14 protein-coding genes and 1 pseudogene are annotated in these 18,398 nt (G+C 52.2%); 11 read left to right on the forward strand and 4 right to left on the reverse strand.

Annotated elements, in window-relative coordinates; translation table 11 throughout:
• Positions 1-316: 316 nt before the first annotated feature.
• Positions 317-511 (reverse strand): hypothetical protein, encoded by a 195-nt coding sequence (locus QC823_RS14115; RefSeq protein WP_309657003.1) that lies wholly within the window; start codon positions 509-511, stop codon positions 317-319.
• A gap of 423 nt (positions 512-934) precedes the next feature.
• On the opposite strand from QC823_RS14115, the pseudogene QC823_RS14120 reads away from it, so the two are divergent.
• From QC823_RS14120 to QC823_RS14150, 7 genes and pseudogenes are all read left to right on the forward strand, one after another.
• Positions 935-2,503 (forward strand): annotated as a pseudogene (locus tag QC823_RS14120) (methyl-accepting chemotaxis protein); the annotation flags it as partial.
• 952 nt (positions 2,504-3,455) lie between these two features.
• Complete coding sequence (locus tag QC823_RS14125) at positions 3,456-5,192, forward strand: putative bifunctional diguanylate cyclase/phosphodiesterase (protein ID WP_309656987.1); 1,737 nt, start codon at positions 3,456-3,458, stop codon at positions 5,190-5,192.
• A gap of 230 nt (positions 5,193-5,422) precedes the next feature.
• Entirely contained in the window at positions 5,423-7,030 is a 1,608-nt protein-coding gene (locus QC823_RS14130) for a methyl-accepting chemotaxis protein (RefSeq protein ID WP_309656988.1), read from the forward strand.
• 429 nt (positions 7,031-7,459) lie between these two features.
• Positions 7,460-7,621: a restriction endonuclease subunit S domain-containing protein gene (locus tag QC823_RS14135; protein ID WP_309656989.1), complete on the forward strand. Its 162-nt coding sequence runs from the start codon at positions 7,460-7,462 to the stop codon at positions 7,619-7,621.
• Positions 7,622-7,681: 60 nt separating this feature from the next.
• A complete protein-coding gene (locus tag QC823_RS14140) occupies positions 7,682-9,106 on the forward strand; it encodes a DUF262 domain-containing protein (protein ID WP_309656990.1) in 1,425 nt (474 codons plus the stop codon).
• On the forward strand, positions 9,099-11,117 hold the full coding sequence (locus tag QC823_RS14145; RefSeq protein WP_309656991.1) for a DUF262 domain-containing protein: 2,019 nt from the start codon (positions 9,099-9,101) through the stop codon (positions 11,115-11,117). Before QC823_RS14140 ends, QC823_RS14145 begins: the two co-directional genes overlap by 8 nt.
• Positions 11,118-11,126: 9 nt before the next feature.
• Positions 11,127-12,230, forward strand: a complete 1,104-nt coding sequence (locus tag QC823_RS14150; RefSeq protein WP_309656992.1) for an endonuclease NucS domain-containing protein — start codon at positions 11,127-11,129, stop codon at positions 12,228-12,230.
• Positions 12,231-12,243: 13 nt separating this feature from the next.
• Here QC823_RS14150 and QC823_RS14155 read toward each other — a convergent pair whose 3' ends face one another.
• Positions 12,244-12,465 carry a helix-turn-helix domain-containing protein gene (locus QC823_RS14155; protein WP_309656993.1) on the reverse strand — a complete coding sequence of 74 codons (222 nt, stop codon included), beginning with the start codon at positions 12,463-12,465 and terminating at the stop codon, positions 12,244-12,246.
• A gap of 148 nt (positions 12,466-12,613) precedes the next feature.
• On the opposite strand from QC823_RS14155, the gene QC823_RS14160 reads away from it, so the two are divergent.
• From QC823_RS14160 to QC823_RS14175, 4 genes are read left to right on the forward strand one after another with little or no spacing between them, the layout of a single operon-like run.
• The gene (locus QC823_RS14160) at positions 12,614-12,850 is read left to right on the forward strand and encodes a hypothetical protein (protein ID WP_309656994.1); all 237 of its coding nucleotides are present in this window, start codon (positions 12,614-12,616) and stop codon (positions 12,848-12,850) included.
• The gene (locus QC823_RS14165) at positions 12,843-14,006 is read left to right on the forward strand and encodes an Arm DNA-binding domain-containing protein (protein ID WP_309656995.1); all 1,164 of its coding nucleotides are present in this window, start codon (positions 12,843-12,845) and stop codon (positions 14,004-14,006) included. Before QC823_RS14160 ends, QC823_RS14165 begins: the two co-directional genes overlap by 8 nt.
• 9 nt (positions 14,007-14,015) lie before the next feature.
• Positions 14,016-14,336: a hypothetical protein gene (locus QC823_RS14170; protein ID WP_309656996.1), complete on the forward strand. Its 321-nt coding sequence runs from the start codon at positions 14,016-14,018 to the stop codon at positions 14,334-14,336.
• On the forward strand, positions 14,327-14,611 hold the full coding sequence (locus QC823_RS14175) for a hypothetical protein (protein WP_309656997.1): 285 nt from the start codon (positions 14,327-14,329) through the stop codon (positions 14,609-14,611). The genes QC823_RS14170 and QC823_RS14175 overlap by 10 nt, the downstream gene beginning before the upstream one ends.
• Positions 14,612-14,746: 135 nt before the next feature.
• Here QC823_RS14175 and QC823_RS14180 read toward each other — a convergent pair whose 3' ends face one another.
• Together QC823_RS14180 and QC823_RS14185 are read right to left on the reverse strand one after the other, a co-directional pair.
• The gene (locus QC823_RS14180; protein ID WP_309656998.1) at positions 14,747-18,058 is read right to left on the reverse strand and encodes a tyrosine-type recombinase/integrase; all 3,312 of its coding nucleotides are present in this window, start codon (positions 18,056-18,058) and stop codon (positions 14,747-14,749) included.
• Positions 18,055-18,309 carry a hypothetical protein gene (locus QC823_RS14185; RefSeq protein ID WP_309656999.1) on the reverse strand — a complete coding sequence of 85 codons (255 nt, stop codon included), beginning with the start codon at positions 18,307-18,309 and terminating at the stop codon, positions 18,055-18,057. Before QC823_RS14185 ends, QC823_RS14180 begins: the two co-directional genes overlap by 4 nt.
• Positions 18,310-18,398: the final 89 nt, after the last annotated feature.

Below are 18,398 nucleotides of genomic sequence, written 5' to 3' on the forward strand. Positions count from 1 at the left end.
AATTTATAATAATTGTATAAAACTAGTTAATTATTAACGGAAAGAAATGGTGCATTTGTCAAACAATGAAATACTCTTCAAATATAAACAAAGCCTATTTCAGCCAGTTTTTTTGAAGCTAAGTATATCTCTAAAAAATAGGAAAACGCTGTATAACGATAATGCTGTAGCTGCCTAAGTGCCGCCGGCAGGGTAAAGTAGGGTTTTCCACTGTCTGACAGAGTTGCCGATGAAGCAGATCTCGTTTGCCCAAGCTGAGCACCAAAACAAGAAGAAAGTCACTCGCCGGAAACGATTCCTGGCACAGATGGATACCCTAAAGCGAGTTGGAGCGATCCGTTAGCTCCTGAATAGCCAGAAAATCAACGTGTTGCGTCATATGGGCGACCTGAGACATCGTTTTATCGTTGTTCCAACTCGAGGTGCTTAACGTTTCACGACCCAATATGGCGTCACCGGATATTACTGAGGGGAGTAACAGCACGGTCACTGCCAAAGTCCCACGCCTCATATGCAATTCCTTGCGTCACTGCGTCATCGGCCATTATCCCGTTCGATTGTGATCTCGCTAACGAAGAACGTCTGTATCGTTTCTGGTTGAGTGGGCGTGCAGCGTGTAATAAAAAAGGAGCATTCAACGCGTATATCAATAACTATTTAATATCAAATATCATGATCAGAATAAAAAAATTATGCGATAACGTTATCTAACCCGTTGTCAATTAACGAAATAGGAAAAATCGTCATGAGTCGAGTTAACAACGCAACAGTAGACGCTAAAACAGAGGCGAATAGCTGTGTATCCTGCCCAAGTAGCGTGTTGCGGTTATATTCGATGCGTGCTCAAACGTCTAATTAACGTATTTTTTAGTTTGTCACTACCAGGCTTCTGGAGTTATTGGGCGAAGCCGTTCACATAACAAGGATAAACGTCATGCGAAATAATCAACCCGTAACACAGAAAGAATATGTGTTTGGCGATGACCAGCTTCTCATCTCACGCACAAACCTTGACGGTCAAATTACCTATGTGAACCCCGCCTTCGTCGATGTCAGTGGCTTTAAGCGGGAGGAGTTGATTGGCTCACACCACAATATTGTGCGTCATCCTGATATGCCGCGGGACGCTTATAAAGATTTCTGGGACACCATCCAGAAGGGAGATATCTGGCGCGGAGTAATCAAAAATCGCCGAAAGAACGGTGACCACTACTGGGTGGAGTCGAACGTGACGCCCATCATCGAGAACGGTCGGGTCTGTGGCTACGCCTCCATGCGCATTAAACCCTCACCTGAGCAAATCAAGACCGCCGAGAAGGTCTATGCCACGATCCGAGAAGGACGTCGAGGGTATTGTCTCGATCAGGGAACCATCCGCCGTTCTGGGCTATCCGGTTGGCTGGGCAAGCTGAACCTACGCAGTATCAAAGCGAGAATCACGTTATTCATCTGCGTCGCCACGCTTATGGCGGCTCTCAGCGGAGGAATCAGTATCGTGGGGGAGATGGGAGGCATCGACAAGGCTCAGCTTATTCCTATCGAGATCGGGGCGCTTGCCATTGGACTGATACTGTTGGTTCTCCTTGGCGTGACAACAGCGCGGGCACTGACTCGACCGCTTGATGAAGCCAGACGCTTCACCCTGCAGATCGCGTCGGGCAATCTCGGCGCGACACCGCCTGCCGTGTTACGTAACGATGAAATAGGACGTGTTCAGGCCGCACTTGATATCATGCGTAAAAGCCTTGGAAGCATTGTTGGGGATGTGCGTGACGGCGTCGACCAGGTCACACCGACGGTCAAGGATATCGCTGTGGGTAATGACGATCTCGCCAGCCGCACTGAGCAGCAGGCCGCGTCGCTCCAACAGACGGCGGCGAGCATGGAGGAGATAACCACCACGGTGAAGCACAACACCGACAACGCCCGTCAAGTTACCCAACTCGCTTCGCAAAATGCCGATCGCAGCCGTGATTCAGGCGAGATGATGCATCGCGTCGTCGATACCATGGATGAAATTACCGAAGGCTCGCGGAAAATAGCCGAGATTGTGGGACTGATCGACTCGATCGCCTTTCAGACCAACATCCTCGCACTCAACGCTTCGGTCGAAGCGGCACGGGCCGGCGAGCATGGTCGCGGATTTGCCGTGGTCGCCGAGGAAGTCCGCAACCTCGCCACACGCAGTGCCGATGCAGCCAAAGATATCCGCGAGCTCATTGACCAGTCTACCCACCAGATTAACGACGGCGCTGAGCTCGTCCGCAAGGCGCAGGCCACGCTGACGGAAACCGTTGATGCGGCCATCCGGGTCAACGACCTGATGGGCGAGATCACGTCAGCATCCGAGGAACAGAGCGACGGCATTAGTCAGGTCAATGATGCGGTTACGCAGATGGATCAGGTCACCCAGCAAAATGCTACTCGGGTGCAAGAAAGTGCCCGCGCCGCCAGCGAGCTCGACGCGCAAACGATTATGTTGAACGAGGCTGTCCAGGCGTTTCGAGAATCTGGAACTGGGGCTGAGGAAGTTCCTCTGAAGGGTCAGTCTGCCCCATCATCTGCATCGCAGGATCATCATAACACCCTCGCAACGAATCAGTTGGCGGCCCAGCAAGATGGATCTTCTCCGAGTAATGTCAAAGAATGGGCGTCCTTCTAATACGGGTTAAATACAACAATCCGAGAAATGTTTTTGATCGAACAAGGGGTCGGACAGTTTCATGACGTAATAGCGCTGTAGAGGCACATCTCATCAAAGTCGGGTCGGAGTTTTATGCGATTGAAGTCCAGACCCAACTAGGAAGAAAAACGTTTTAGCAGATGCACGTTGGCTTTTCGGGTTCGCCAGCGGGCGATAGAAATCGCTCGCCTATCGCCTGAATGTTGCTGTCGATCCTCAAGCTTGAGCAGGTTCAGCGCGGTCATCGACGCGTTGAAATGGAAGTGTAGCGTCTTTTCCTTTCGTGCCTGACAGTCGTTCCGCCCCAGAAACTGCTTGGCGAGTTATGGTTAAGTCTGGTGTACAGCGGTCATGCGGCGTTGCTGTCTGATTGATCGGTTAAAGGCTCACTATGGGGCAGTATTGACTATTTTCATGAAAGCCTCTGCTCGGGGGTGAGGTTGTGAGAGAGTCCATTATCTGAGCATCAGGCTTTCTTTAAAACTGTCCGAACCATTGATTAACTAGCATTTGGCGATATTACCAAGATTTGAACTCAGCCCCAACGATCACGAATCAGCAATGGTAGGACTGAAGAAAGCGTCTTAACTGAGGTGTCACAAACTGGTTAACTTCTCCAAAATGCCGCTCTCACGCTAAGTGAGACAATAGATTACCAGGAACCCACGTGCCATGATGTCATCTCCCTCACCGGATGTCGCTACACACAATACGGTTAGCGGCTTACTGACGGATCAGCAGATATAATTAAGTCATTTTAAAGGTAGTGCCCATGGCATTTAGCGATAAAACGAGCATCTTGGAAGTGGCTATTGAGCAGTCAGACTCCCCCGTCGTTCTCACCACCGCCGAGTTGGACCCGCCAGGCCCTGAGATTGTCTACGTCAATGAGGCCTTCACTCGCCTGACAGGGTATACGCGCGACGAGCTCGTGGGCGCGACCCCGCGCATCCATCAGGGACCGGCAACAGAACGCACAGAACTGGATCGGCTTAAGGCGACCTTGCGCAATGGTGATACCTTTGAGGGCCGCACCTGGAATTACCGCAAGGATGGCACGGCCTACCAAGTGGCGTGGACAGTGTCACCATTGCGCCTCGCCAGTGAAGGCACCGACTACTTCTTTTCCGTGCAGCGTGACGTCACCGAGTTTTATGAAATCCAGGAGGCACTCACGAGCGAAACCCGCCGGTTGAACAGCCTCTTGCAATCGAGCGGAGGCGATCACGATCCGGTGACGGGCGTGCTGAATTATAGAGGCATGCTAATGCAACTTCAGCGCCTCCTTGGTGAGACGGTTAGCGCGGATTCCGTCGTCGGACTCATCAAGCTGCAATGCCAGCGCCTCGAACGCATCGATCAAGCCTATGGTGTCAAAGCCACTAACCGACTCTTAAACGACATTCGAGAGCGTCTCGGCGCCCAGCTCGAGCCAAGCGAATTCCTGGTACGTTCCCACGAGCACACCTTTGCGGTCCTCGCGCCGGTGACCACCGAGACAGCGGACAAGGCGGACCAGCATCTATTGGTGCGCGCCCGTGCCCTTGTCGCGGCTATCATGACAGACGCCTTTAATGTTGGCGATAGCATCGTCGAGGTGGAGGTCGGCGTCGGAATTGCGCGCGCGCCCGTGGATAGTCATGACCCAAGCGAACTCTCGGTCTACGCAGAGGAGGCCGCCCAACGCAGCGCGAATACGAATGCCGGGCAAGTTCACTGGGCGGACCACCAAACCCTTGCGGCCCAGCGTAAGCAACTGGCGCTTGAGAACAAGCTGCGCCGCGCGATCAGAGACGGCGATCTAACGGTTGTCTATCAACCCATTGTGGCTCTGGACAGTAGCGCGATCGTGGGTGCGGAGGCACTGGCACGGTGGCCTCAGCCGGCCGGAGACGCGGCCATTGGACCCGCTGAATTTATCCCACTCGCCGAAACGTTGGGCCTGATGGACTGCCTTGGCACCCAGGTCTTCGAACAAGCCTGTCGTCAACTGCGGCACTGGCAACAACGTCCGGGCAACGAGGCATTCTGGGTATCGGTTAACGTCGCTCCTGCTCAGCTCGGTAACCCGAACTTGGCCAATGAGTTTGTCGCCATTACGCGCGCGGCCAATGTGTCACCGGCTTACGTCAAGCTAGAAATTACCGAGAGTGCGCTGGAACAAGGGGTTGATGAAGTCAACGACGTTATTGAGTCGCTCAAAACGGCGGGCTTTCCCCTCGCCCTAGACGACTTCGGCATGGGCCACTCGTCGCTGAGGCGACTGATTGATATGCCATTCAGCGTTCTTAAGGTGGATCGTTCCTTCGTATGGGAGACACCTGACGGGCGTGGTGCCGGAGTGGTATCGAGCTTGTCACAGCTAAGCCGTCACCTCAAGCTTGATGCCCTCGGCGAGGGCGTCGAGACGGCCGCTCATGAGGCGTTTCTGCGGGAGTGCGATTACACCTACGCGCAGGGCTACTACTACAGCAAGCCGGTCGCGGCCGACGACTTTCCTCTGTTTTAAGTACTGGTGAGCACTGGCACTGAGCAATGACAATGCATCCGATTAGCGAACGCTAACGCCGCAACGCTCGCCTTTCTGCCAGAACCCCATTAAAGCCTGATGGAAAAGAAAAAAGTCATGCAAAACGATTAAGTATCAATAATAACTTAATTGTACAGCTACTGTACAATAAGTACTTTCTACCAATAACGAAAGACATCATAAATGGGAATGGGAACAGGAATACCGACATGTTGAAATTTTCGCGTTTAAAAGTGCGCAATCGTCTAATGATAGGGTTTGGGGCACTTCTGGTTATTTTTAGTGCGCTCACGGTTGTCGGTATTGACCGGGTCAATACCATTGATCAGCGGTTGTACATGATCAATGACGTTAACGGGCAAATGATGCGCCACGCGATTAACTTTCGCGGCAGTGTGCATGACCGGGCGATTGCGTTGCGCGACATTACCCTGGTGAGTGACACCCAAGAGGTTAACGAGCTGGTAGAACTTCATGACCGTCTGGCGAACAATTATCGCCAAGCCGAAAACCGCCTGAACGACATGTTCGAGAACTATCCCGAGACCATTACCGAGCGCGAGCAAGAAATGCTCGCCGACATTAATCGCATTGCCCAACGCGGCCGCGACTTCGCTCAAGAGATTATTAACGAGCGCCGTGATGGGGACTTTATTTCCGCCCGTGAAACAGTGGTTGGCGAAGGCGGTGATACGTTTGCCGAGTGGCTCGATGCCATCAATGTTTTCATCGACTACCAAGAGGCGGAAAGCGCCGCAGACACCACCGTCGCCCGTAGCGTCGCGGATAACTTTAGCCGCCTGATGATCACCCTGACCGTGATCGCCTTAGTATTAGGCATTGGGATTGCCGTGTTTATTTCTCGCCAGTTGGTCAAAGAGCTTGGCGCAGAGCCGAAAGAAGTGCGCGCCTTTGCCCAAGCCGTGGGGCAAGGCGATCTTACCGCCAAACCCCACGTCGCCGAAGGGGACACCAGCAGCATTATGGCCACGTTGTCCGGCATGGCTAACCAATTACGCGACCTTGTAACCCAGGTACAGCATTCAGCAAGTACCGTGGCGAGCAAAAGCCAGCTAATCTCGGAAAACAACAACGGCATGGCCTCCAGCATGGAGCAGCAGGCAAGCGCGCTTGCTGAAACCGCCTCCGCCATGGAGGAGCTACACAGCACCGTTGAGCAAAACGCGGATAACTCGCAACAGGCAAGCAAAGAAGCGAACGGCGCGACGACAACTGCTAGACGCGGCGGTGAATCTGTCAATCAGGTCACGGAAACCATGAAAGCCCTGAGCGAAAGCTCACAGGAAATTGCTGGCATTATTTCCACCATTGACTCGATTGCCTTCCAGACGAATATTCTTGCGCTTAATGCCTCTGTTGAGGCAGCGCGGGCGGGCGAACACGGGCGTGGGTTTGCGGTGGTCGCCCAAGAAGTCCGCAAGCTTGCCCAGCGCAGTGCCGAAGCCGCGAGCGAGATTACCTTGCGCATTACCAGCAACCTTGAACGTGTCAAGGATGGTGATAAACAGGCAGAAGAGGCCAGCCAAGCCACGGAAGAAATTATCGACGCCATTGAGCGTGTCACCAGCATCATGCAGGAGATCAGTAACGCCAGTGCAGAGCAGAGCAAAGGGGTTGGCGAGGTTAACGATGCCGTCACCGACATGGACCGCGTCACGCAACGCAATGCGCTTAACATTCAAGAAGGTGCCCAGTCCGCAACACAGCTGCAAGACCACGCAGACGACCTATTGAGCGCAGTGGAAAGGTTCAAACTGCCTGAAGACCGCCAGGCCCCTGCTCTCCCCGTAAGCTAAGGCGCCTACCCCTCTCGGCGGGTCAAGGCGAGGTTATCGCCGCCCTTATCACTACCGTTTCACAGGATAGTGGTTAGGGCGGATTTTTGTTGTTGATTACTTCCATCAATGGTTCGGACAGTTTTAAAGCAAGCCTGATGTTCAGATAATAGGGTCTCTGACAACATCACCCCCGAGCTCAGGCTTTCGCGGAAACAGTCGATACAATTTTGCTACAGATGTCCAGTCTCTGCGCCTTTTCCAGCATGGCCGCTTTGGGTCGTCTACTGTCATCAGGGACTCTACACCTACATGACTAACGGCCATTAATACCTCCCTACAGAGGTGCTAGCCCTGCCAAATCCAGCCTAGCACAGGATGCTTAAATTGACTGAGTATCGTAAGCTTGGGTAATCAACGCCCAACCTGCTAGAAAAGCAGGATGCTGACGTGAGTAAGAAGCCTCTTAGCTTAGCGAAGGAACAACACCGCATCGTCCAAAAAGTCGATGAACTGACGGCCCTCTGCGACCACCTCAAAGAACGCCTGAATCAGGCCAGCCAAACCCGCAACCAGCTGGCCGAAGCCGCGGTGGAAGGAGCATTAGGCTGATCAAGCTGGCTGACTCGAAAAGAGCGTGAACCGGAATCGCAACGTAAGGATACAAATGATATGACCGCGACGGCCCCATTGAAAAAAGGCGTTCTCAGCGTTCGTGAGCTGCTAGGCGATGAGCGTTTGGAAATTCCCGTGTACCAGCGCCCCTACAAATGGACGGCAAAAAATATCAGCCAGCTATTTTCTGATATTGCCCTGCATAAGGATAAAACAGCCTACCGCCTGGGTACCGTGGTGTTTCATCAGGAAGAAGACAAAAACGGAGAAATAAAGCGCAATATTGTAGACGGCCAGCAGCGCACTCTCAGCCTGATGCTGGCGGTGCGTGCGCTGATCAACGAACGCACCGGGCCGAAAGTCAGTAACCCAATTCTCCGTAAAGACTTGCTGGAAACACTGAATACGCTGGGCAAGAACATGAAAGACCCTCGCTTCAGCAGCCTGACCTCGCAAACCAACTTGCACAACAACTACCTGGCCGTCAGCCGTATTGTGTCGCGCTCGGAATTTACCGAAGAGATGGTTGATTTCCTGCTCAACCGATGTGAACTGGTGTTTTTCGAGCTAAACAATATTTCCGAAGCGTTCCAGTTTTTTGATTCCCAGAATGCGCGGGGGCGAGACCTGGAGCCGCACGATTTGCTCAAGGCCTTTCATCTACGCGAGTTCACAGAAGAGGACGAGCACCTTAAAGCTGACGTCGTCAGTCACTGGGAAAACAGCGATAGCGAGAAGCTCGCCAAGCTGTTTGCCAATTATCTATTCCGTATCCGCAACTGGTCACGCGGAGAGTCGGCTCGTTATTTTGGCAAGGAACATACGTACCTGTTCAAAGGCGTGAACATTAATCGCATCGACCGCTACCCCTATGTCGAGCAGCTGCGCATGGCGCATCATTTTGTTGATGAGTATAACCAGCATTACCAACGCCGCATCGACGGCAACCACTTGGCTTTCCCGTTCCATTTGGACCAAATCATTATCAATGGTCGGCGCTTTTTTGAAATGATCGGCCACTACCAGCAGAAAATAGCCAGTTTTCAGTGTGAGTTTCAGCCCCAAAAGAATGACGTTTCCGGGACTCATCTGCAGCATTTATCCGAGCTAGAAGGCTTTGCCCCACGCATCTTCACTGAGCTTGATACCTACGAGGGTAAGGGACGCACAGGGGATCGCTATGTACGCTCGCTGTTCGATTGTTTGCTGATCGCTTACATCGATAAGTTTGGCATGGTGGAAATATCCCGCGCTATTGAGAAGGTGTTTATCTGGGCCTACAGCCTGCGATTAAAAATGCAGGTAGTTCAACTCGCCAGCATGGATAATCACGTACTGGAGAATAATCTCTTTCTGTTGATCAAGGAGGCTACCCAACCGGCGGATTTTCTGGGGGTAGAGTTGTCAGTATTGCCAAAGGTTAACGCCAGTAAGGCCGCCGCAATCGAGAAGCTGTTCAAGGAGATGCGCTACTGTGAGTAATGGAATCGATCAATTATCTGTGCGGGACTTACTTGGCGGTGCGCCGCAAGCAGTATCCAGTTATCTGATCCCCATGTATCAACGCAACTACGCTTGGGGCGAAGGGGAAATTACCCAGCTGATTCAGGACGTATTGGATGAAATGCTCAAGCAGACGGCAACAGCCGGTCGAGTAAACCCTTATTACATCGGCACTTTGGTGGTGTTTCACAAGAACAGCGACAGTAACCAACCGCTGTACGAGGTGATTGATGGTCAGCAACGGCTGACCACCCTGTTTTTGTTGGCATCTTTTTTCCGAAATAGGACCGATATTGCCAGGCAAGCACTACGGGACTGGTTTCAGAATCCTTGCGTGCAATTTGAAAGTCGCCCCCATTCATCAAAAACACTACTTGCGGTTTTTAATGGTCAGGCCGAGAACAGCGACGCTCAAACGCTCCATACCGAAGCGTACAACCGCGATATCCTCAATGGGTATGAGTTGATTCAGAGGCTGGTGCCTAAGCTATGCAAAGAGAACGGGGCCTCTCTGGAAACCTTCGCTGATTATCTTTTCCATTACGTGCAGATCATGCGAGTACAAGTCCCCCAAGACACGGATCTGAACCATTACTTCGAGATCATGAACAACCGGGGTGAGCAGCTTGAGAAGCATGAAGTGCTTAAATCCAAGTTGATGAGCCAACTGGAAAAAGCGGATTACAACGTTCTGCAAAGTGTATGGGAAGCCTGTGCCAACATGGAGCGTTACGTGCAGATGGGCTTTACCCCCGCGGAGCGTGACCGATTATTTGGCGAACAAAACTGGGGAGAATTGCAGCCTCAAAACTTTGCTGACTTAAGCCAGACACTAGTCAAAACGAGCACCCAGCAGGATTCGGAACAAGCTTTGCCATTGAGCCAGCTTATTGCCACGCCTCCTTCAGCACAAAATCAGCAGGCACAAAAACAGGATAAAGCCGGAAAAAAAGAAGAGTCACCGGAGCGCTTCAATACTGTCATTAACTTCCCTAATTTCTTGTTGCAGGTGCTAAGGGTAACCACCGGCAAGAATATTCCGCTGGATGACAAGCGCCTGATAGCGGTGTTTGAAGAACACCTGCTAAGCAAGGCGGACGCGACCGACCAAGTAAAATCCTTTATTTACAACTTACTAAAGTGCAAGTTCCTGTTTGACCACTACATTATCAAGCGTGAGTTTACCGGCAATTCCGATGATTGGAGTCTAAAACGCTTGAAATGGCAGGCTTCCAACAACAGCAATGATTACGTCAATACGTTTGGCACGGAGGACGGGGATAGTGATACCAATCGTCGTGTACTGATGTTGCTATCTGCTTTGCACACGTCCACGCCTACCATGGTGTACAAACACTGGCTAAATGCGGCGCTTTACTTTCTCTTTCGTGCTGAGACTGTCGAATCTCAGGCATACCTGCGTCATCTTGAATCGATTGCCCGCTGCTTTGTCTACGACCGCTTTCTGGCGTATGGCGATGGTGCTGAATACTACGACATTATTTATCAACGACGCGGGCAACCGTTGACGAAAAGGTGGAGTTATATCGACGAAACCAAACTGACGTTTGGCAACATCGCCAATAACCTCGTGTTCAACTATCTGGATTACCTGTTGTGGTGTAAATATTACAAGGAGGATTCGCGGCTAAGGAGTTATTCGTTCAGCTTCCGTAGCTCGGTAGAGCATTATTACCCCCAGAACCCGCTGCCAGGAGTTGATGAGCTGCCGAGGGATTACCTGGATTCGTTTGGCAACCTTTGCCTAATCAGCCATAGCAAGAACTCTCGATTAAGCAATTTAAGCCCAGAGGCAAAAAAAGACTACTACCGCAAAGGTGGCATAGACAGCATCAAACAGTGGTTGATGATGGAGATGAGTCCTTGGACCGAGGATGAAATTCAGCAGCACAACGACGAAATGCTGAAGGTTTTCAAAAAAGATCTTGAGAGTAGCCAAGCTCACCTTGCCACTGCAACAACAGGGTAGAGAGTTACCATGGCAATTGAACAAGGCATATGGAAATTAGCGAGCACGGCAGACACATTACCTCAGAAGCTACGCCCAGCGGGTTTGGTAGACGAAAGCGTGCTGGAAGAGCAGGTTATGCAGGATGTATCGATCCTAAACCGGGACTGGCTGCTGATTGGCCGGCAGGTGCGTACCGCTTTCGACAAGTTTATTGATCTGCTAGCCATCGACGCCAACGGCACGGTGATCATCATCGAACTCAAGCGCGATAAAACTCCGCGTGATGTGGTCGCCCAAGCCATCGACTACGCTTCCTGGGTGGTTGCTCTGGCGGACTATCAGTTGATCGATATCTATCGTGATTTTGCTGAACGCTACCAGCGACCTCACTCTACCTTGGGTGAGGCTTTTGAAGCCAAGTTCGATATCGGGTTGGATGCTGTTATTCTCAACGAAAATCACCAACTCGTGGTAGTAGCTACCCGACTTGATGCCAGTAGTGAGCGCATCATCACTTATCTAAATGATCACGCCCAATTGTCGATCAACGCTATGTTCTTTGCTGCCTTTGAGGATGGCGGCAACCGCTACCTTAGCCGCGCCTGGATGATCGATCCGGACGAGCCTACCCAGCCTATTGCTAGCAAAACAAAGAAAGAGCCTTGGAACGGCGAGTTCTACGCCTCCTTTGGTGATAACCGGCCCTGGGAGCTGGCCCGCCGATACGGTTTTATCGCAGGGGGTGGCGCTGCTTGGTACTCCAAAACGCTCATGATGCTGTCAGAAGGTGATCGCGTCTGGGTCAATATTCCAAAGACAGGGTACGTTGGTGTGGGTGTAGTGACTGATGAGCGCTGCCGTGCGGATGAATACCGCTTCGACACCGAACAAGGCAGACGAACACTGCTGGAAATCGCTTCAGAAAAAGACTACCCCCATCTTTATACAAGCGATGAAGACGAAGAGGCCGAGTACTTGGTGCCGGTACGCTGGCTATATATCTTAAGCCGCGACGACGCTTTTAGTGAGGTTGGTTTGTTCGGCAACCAGAACACGGTTTGTAAGCCCACCACACCCAAATGGTCCCATACGGTCGAACGACTGAAGCAGGTATGGCAGTTAGAACGCTAAAAGATACCTTATTCTAGAACGAGCCTGTGTCGCTATCTGATTGATATTCAAATAAATCACCCACTTGGCAATCGAAATATAGGCACAGCGCCTCAATGACATCAAGCTCAATGCGGCTTGCGGTTTCGTGGTATAGCCTCGTAACCGTTCCTCGGTTTACGCCTGTTTCACGGGCCACATCGACGATTTTTAACTTTCTCTCTCCCATGATGCGAGACAAGTGGCATTTGATCATAGCGTCCCTCTGAAAATATTTTTGCTCTCCTGTAGATCTAAAAGCCTTGCAAAAGGTCTTTTTTGGGTTATTATGTTCTTCAGGAGCTCATTAAGTTTTTATGGAAGTCTTAATGGTCTTCTGTGACTTTATCACAAGGAGAAGGAATATGTCTCATAGCTACTTAACAACAGCGGAGCTTGCTGAGCGCATCAAGTACGACGCGCGTACTATTCGCGAACGTTTGAAAGACGACGTGTTGCTGGAAGGCATTCACTACATTCGCCCTTTTGGCGGTCGCAAGATTCTGTACCTCTGGGAGCCAATTGAGCGTGATATGCAGCTGTACTCGAAAGAGGAAAGTTTGGGTGTGCCGATGGCGGGAGGAGGTGTTTGCTATGGGTAAAATTCGTGTCCGTGAGAAAACGAATAAACTATTTTTCGACTTCCGCTATTTAGGCAAACGCTGCCGTGAGCAGACGTCACTGGATAACACGGCCGCCAACCGTAAGAAACTGGAGCGGATTCTGGAGAAGATCGAAGCGGAGATTACGCTGGGGTCATTCGACTATGGCCGTTACTTTCCGGATAGCCCGCGGGCGGAGACGTTAAGCAAGCGTGCGCTGACGGCTGTGGGTGGGTATCACGCGACACCGCTGCTGAGCGAGTTTGCTAAAACCTGGTTTACCGAAAAGGAGATCGAGTGGCGTGAGTCGCAGATCGTGACGGTGCGGGGGTGCTTGGATCGGCACATTTTGCCGGCCTTGGGTAACAAAGAGGTCGGCAGCATCACCCGCGCAGAGATTCTTGAATTCCGGGCATCACTCGCCAAAGTTAACTCCCGGAGCGGCAAGAAAATCTCTGCTAGTCGCATTAACCACATCATGACGCCATTGCGCATGATGCTGAATGAAGCCGCCGACCGTTATGAGTTTAGCTCACCGTATCGCGGGATTAAATCGTTGAGTGTGCCGCGCACGGATGTCGAGCCGTTCAGCCTTGACGAGGTGGAGCTGATCATCGACAACGTGCGCGACGATTTTCGTCAGTACTACATCGTGCGCTTTTTTACCGGTATGCGAACCGGCGAGATCGATGGCCTCACGTGGGAGCACGTCGATTTTGCCCGCCGTCAAATCTTGGTGCATCAAGCGCTAGTGCGCGGGCAATTCGTCCCCACCAAAACCGATGGCTCCTTTCGTTCGATCGATATGTCCCAGCCGGTCTTTGATGCCCTCAAGGCGCAGTTTGCCGTGACCGGCAAGACCGAGCTTGTCTTCACCACGCGCAAAGGCACCCAGCTCTCGCATCACAACGTCACTAAGCGGGTTTGGTATCCGTTGCTTGAAGAGCTTGGCTTGAAAAAGCGCCGGCCCTATCAGACCCGCCATACCGCGGCGACGTTGTGGCTTGCCGCTGGTGAAAGCCCCGAGTGGATCGCTCGCCAAATGGGCCACACCACGACCGAAATGCTCTTTCGAGTCTATTCACGCTTTGTGCCCAACCTGACGCGCCAAGACGGCTCCGCCTTTGAACGTATGCTCGAACAAAAACGCGCCTAGGAGATAGCGATGAAAAACCTAGATGATCTGTTGATGACCCGCGACGACATTGAACACTCCCTGCGCGTGACGGCAGCGCGGAAGACCCAGCGCCGTGTTGAGCGCCGCTTGGCGGAGTCGCTAGCGGTGGCGACCCATTTAGCCAACGGTAGTGCCTTGGTCATGTGGCTCGGTGACGGGCACGAAGCGAATAATTTTGAAGCGCTGGTGACGTGGGTGGGTAGTACACTGAAGCAGCTGAAACTCAATGCCGATCGCTATGCGATTCCTTTGCTGCTGGCCGAACTCGAACGCACGCTTTGGGCGTGGGAGGATCAAACATGGCAGTAACACACCAAGCCGCTACTCAGCGGGCCGGCCGTCAGTTTAAGGGTGAGCTTTATGTCGCCGGTGTCGAAGGCCCGGAGTGGCTGATGGAGCACCAAGTGTGGTCGCTCTACCTCATTGGCTCGAAGGGTAACTACCGCTTCTATCTTACCGACCGCCACATTACTGAGCAGGGCGTGCCAACGATGGGGCAGCGGTTACAGGTGACGGTGAAGTGGGCACATTTTGCTAGCCAGAAGCTCTGCTTTATCAATGCTTATGAGGTGGTGAGCGGTTAGAATCTAAACCCTTGCCCACGTCATACTCCAACTTATCCCCACCCCCTCTCAGCCAGGGGGTGGGGATAGTTTTATGAAGCGATCTATTCAAAACGCACTGCGCCCCGAATTGGCAAGGGGGCAGTTATCGCGTTCTCACGTTGGCGTTGAATCATCCCCCAAACCCAGCACCAGCATCGTCATAAACGCAGCGAAGCGTACGGCTTCCCAAAGGAGTTGCGCATTATCTTTATAGTGGCCTTCGGTGATTTTGAGATTGGCATTGCCATACCAGTTTCGTGTGCTGCCAGAAGAGGAGGGCGTGGGGGTTAAAACAATACGATTATGGGGAATGCCGGTCGCCTGAGACCAATGCCTTTTAACGCTTTTTGCCTTGGCCGCCGTTTCGACTTCAACCACGAGATACACGCTCTGAAAACAGCGCAGCGGTCGTAAGAGTGCATGAACACGGTTAATGGCTTCCGCATCGGGTAGTGCGAGCTGCCCGGTGCTGCGCTGCATGTGGTTGCGCAAGGTGGTTAAGCTTTCTTCTGCGGCCTCAGGCTGCGATTGATGCCAGTCGAGCAGGCGGTGAAAAAACTCCCCGGTTTTTTTCAGCACCAAGGGTTTGATAGGCGGTGCCATGCAGCGGCGAAGCTCTAGCAGATAAGCCTTTAATGCGTCGTGGTCATGGCGTTTTTCTTCATGGCCGAACTGCGGTTTTTTGCATCGCGTTTTGCGTTTCATCAGGACGTCACCACTATCTAACCAAAGGCGAAGCTGGGCAGGGTCGAGGACAAACCGGTTAGCAGTTTGTTGGATGGCATCATCAAGCGGTACGCCGTGTATCTCCTGCTGTTCGACAAGTCGCAGGCTTTGATAAATCGTCATGGCTTCGGGCCAGTCAAACGCCGTTTCCAGGGGATTATCGAGCGGATTTTCGGTTGGCGGTTGGTAAGGCTGCCACTCGTCTTTCAGGGGGTCATCCGCTACATACGTCTGCCACTTATCTTGCAGACATTCCAATAACACGCTGGCTTGTGTTTGGCCCTTTAATTCCTTGCGGTTACGCCAGGTGCTCAGTGCCGTTTTCGTCGGCAGGTTAAGCAGCACAAACTGTTGATCGATACTGAGGGTCGGGTTAAAGCGTTCACGTAGGGTTTGACCAAGCACCCAGTCCAATAAATGGGTATACGTGCTAAGCGTTTCCTCGGGGCTTGCATGCCCCGCCCACAACGCGAGCTGCCAAAGCCGTTTGCGTGAAGGGCAATCTTGGGGCGCAAGGCCGGCTAAAGCCGATATATCGGCGTCAGCGTTTGGCATTGCGATAGTGCGATGATCATCCGTTAGCCATGTGCGCGGCAGCAGCTCACCCGGCACGCGCTCCAGCAGACGCAGCAGGGTAAAAGTCACAAAGCTGTGCCGTAGGTGATGGTAGCGTAGCGTTTCGTCACCGCTAACCGTCTTCAAAGCGGTTTGTATGGGATGAAAGAGGGCTTTATTGTCCAGCAGTAAACGGCCGTTACCGCTGCGGCAAAAAAGCAACTGCTTTTGTGTCTGAGCGGTGGTGATTTCCCCGTGGCGACGTTTCACCCAGTCGATGAGCTGTTTCCGTTCTTCTGGCATCAGTAACCATAGCGGCAGCCGCCGTGTTGCCGAGTAGCTTTTACCTTGCCGGTATTCATTAGAGCGAATGATGACCTCACCATCATGTGGGTCGTCATCAAAAAGGTAGGGGATATCTTTTAGCATTAGCCCCGCGCATTCGCTGCGGCGAAGCCCAAGACGGTAGCCCAGTATCAGCACAAGCTTTTGCATGGTGCGAAAACGTTCGGGCTGCTGAGAGGTGTCAATCAACGCCAAGGCGCGGCGAAATTCGGCGGGCGTGATGATATTCACATCAACGCGCTGTTTTACGCCACTTGTGTTTTCCAGGTCGATAGGGGGCGCTGCCTGTGTGTCGACCAAAAAATGATGGAAATCGCAGAGGCGGTTTTGCGTTTTTGCCCGATCTCCGTTTGGCTTTATGCTATTAAGGACGTTTTCATAGAGCGCTTCCCACTCATCAGCACTCGCTGAGGGTACATCTCCAAACGCTTGGCTATGGGCGACAAGTGGGCGCGCTATGATCGATAAATACGTAGCAGCAGACCGGGCGGCAAGCCTTGATTTAACGCGGCCGCCTTTTTGCATCAATTTTTGGCACCATTTTGCCAATAACGTGACTATGACATCGTTATTGTTTGAAACAGCGAGAAAGGCATCAATATTGGCGATTGCCTCGCGCCTGCCTGTTTGGCCCACCAATGATGCCGAGAAACATCGCTGCAGCTGGCGAAGCTGTTTTAGCTGGTCGGAAGCGGTAGTGCGAGCCAGAGTGGGTGTTTGAAAGTCCAAATAAACATCTTCGCCAGCGCTCTCCATTGCAGTAGCGGTTAACACGTTGCGGTGGAGTAGTCGCTGCCACGTTGATGGGCGTAGTGATAACGCAATATCGGTTTTGCTTGCGTAATGTGTCAGCAACGGCGTCATATCCAGCGCCGCCGCTGTTTTAGCCATTGATAGAAGAGTTGAAAAGCTTGCCGGTGTTTTATTGGCGGCAATCTGATTGAGATAAAACATCAAGCACTGCTCGACGGGCACGATACTTTTGGAAGCAGTACGAGGCCATACCCTGCCGATGCGCTGATACGTGTTAAGAAGCAGCAGTTGATTCAGCGGGCTTAAAAATAAGCGCCGGTAGCAAAAACGCTGCTCTTTTTCGATGTGAGGTTCAGAGGGTGATTTGGCAAGTGGATCGGCATTCGATGTGTCGTTACCGTTTTCTGGGGCTTCATTTTCGTCGCCTGCATTGGCTGGCTGTACGCATTCTTTTAACGTGAGAAACCCCGTGCCGGCTGAAAAGGTGATGCCTTGCTCAAAGGCATCCGGCAATTGCTCGAAGTAACGTTTATGCAGCAGAGCGCCTTCGCGAATTAACTGGAATATCGATCGCCCGGTAAGCCATTTATGCAGGGCATGCCCGCTAAGTCCCGCCGAGCTTGGCATGGCATCGTGCATCTCTACCACAGGGTCCCACTTATGCAATTCGGCGAATGAGTGGGTCGTTACGGTAGGTGAAGGCCGCTTAACGACCACCAGGGGGCTAGGAATAGAGACCTGCCAGCTAAGTGTGGCATGGCCGCGCTCTAACCCTTTTACCAGCAAATTGTGTGCGATTTGCAGCGCGTGAGGCGGGGCTGATTGGTGAAGGTTGTCGAAGACAGCCGTAATGGCTTTGTCCGGAAAAAGGAGCCCGTGCTTTCCTTCTAGAGCCCCAGGTACGGCACTTTCCAAAGTCTCAAGAGTAGCTAATAAGCTCTTATATTGGCCCATTGTGCGCTGGTAACGACGTGTTTCCTGACCATCAGTTGCCGTTTTTGTCGGTTTCGCTAGCTTCCAGCCGGGCCAGATGGTCTTATCGTTCACAGTGCTGCTCCTTTTAAAGCTTTCCAGCCTAGGCGCACCATTAAGCGTTCGATGATCGGTGTTAAGAGATTTCGGTATTCTTGAGGACACAATGTTGAGTAGCTTGCCCAGGGTTCTTGGCCTGCATCCCAGTGCCCCATAAAGGCGTCAACAATTTCTGATGAGCAGCCATTTTCCTTTAGGTGGGTGTGAAGGAAATGCCGATTGATATTCAGAGGCGGATCGTCAGGCCAGTGAAGCTGGCTTTTCAACCCGCCTCATTCATCGCGGCGGTGGTAGCGCCATTATTGAGCGCTTTATGTCTGCATGGTGGATGCGTTGAGGCTATCTAACGTCTTAC

It is taken from the genome of Vreelandella vilamensis, from assembly GCF_031451755.1.
Lineage (GTDB): Bacteria > Pseudomonadota > Gammaproteobacteria > Pseudomonadales > Halomonadaceae > Vreelandella > Vreelandella vilamensis.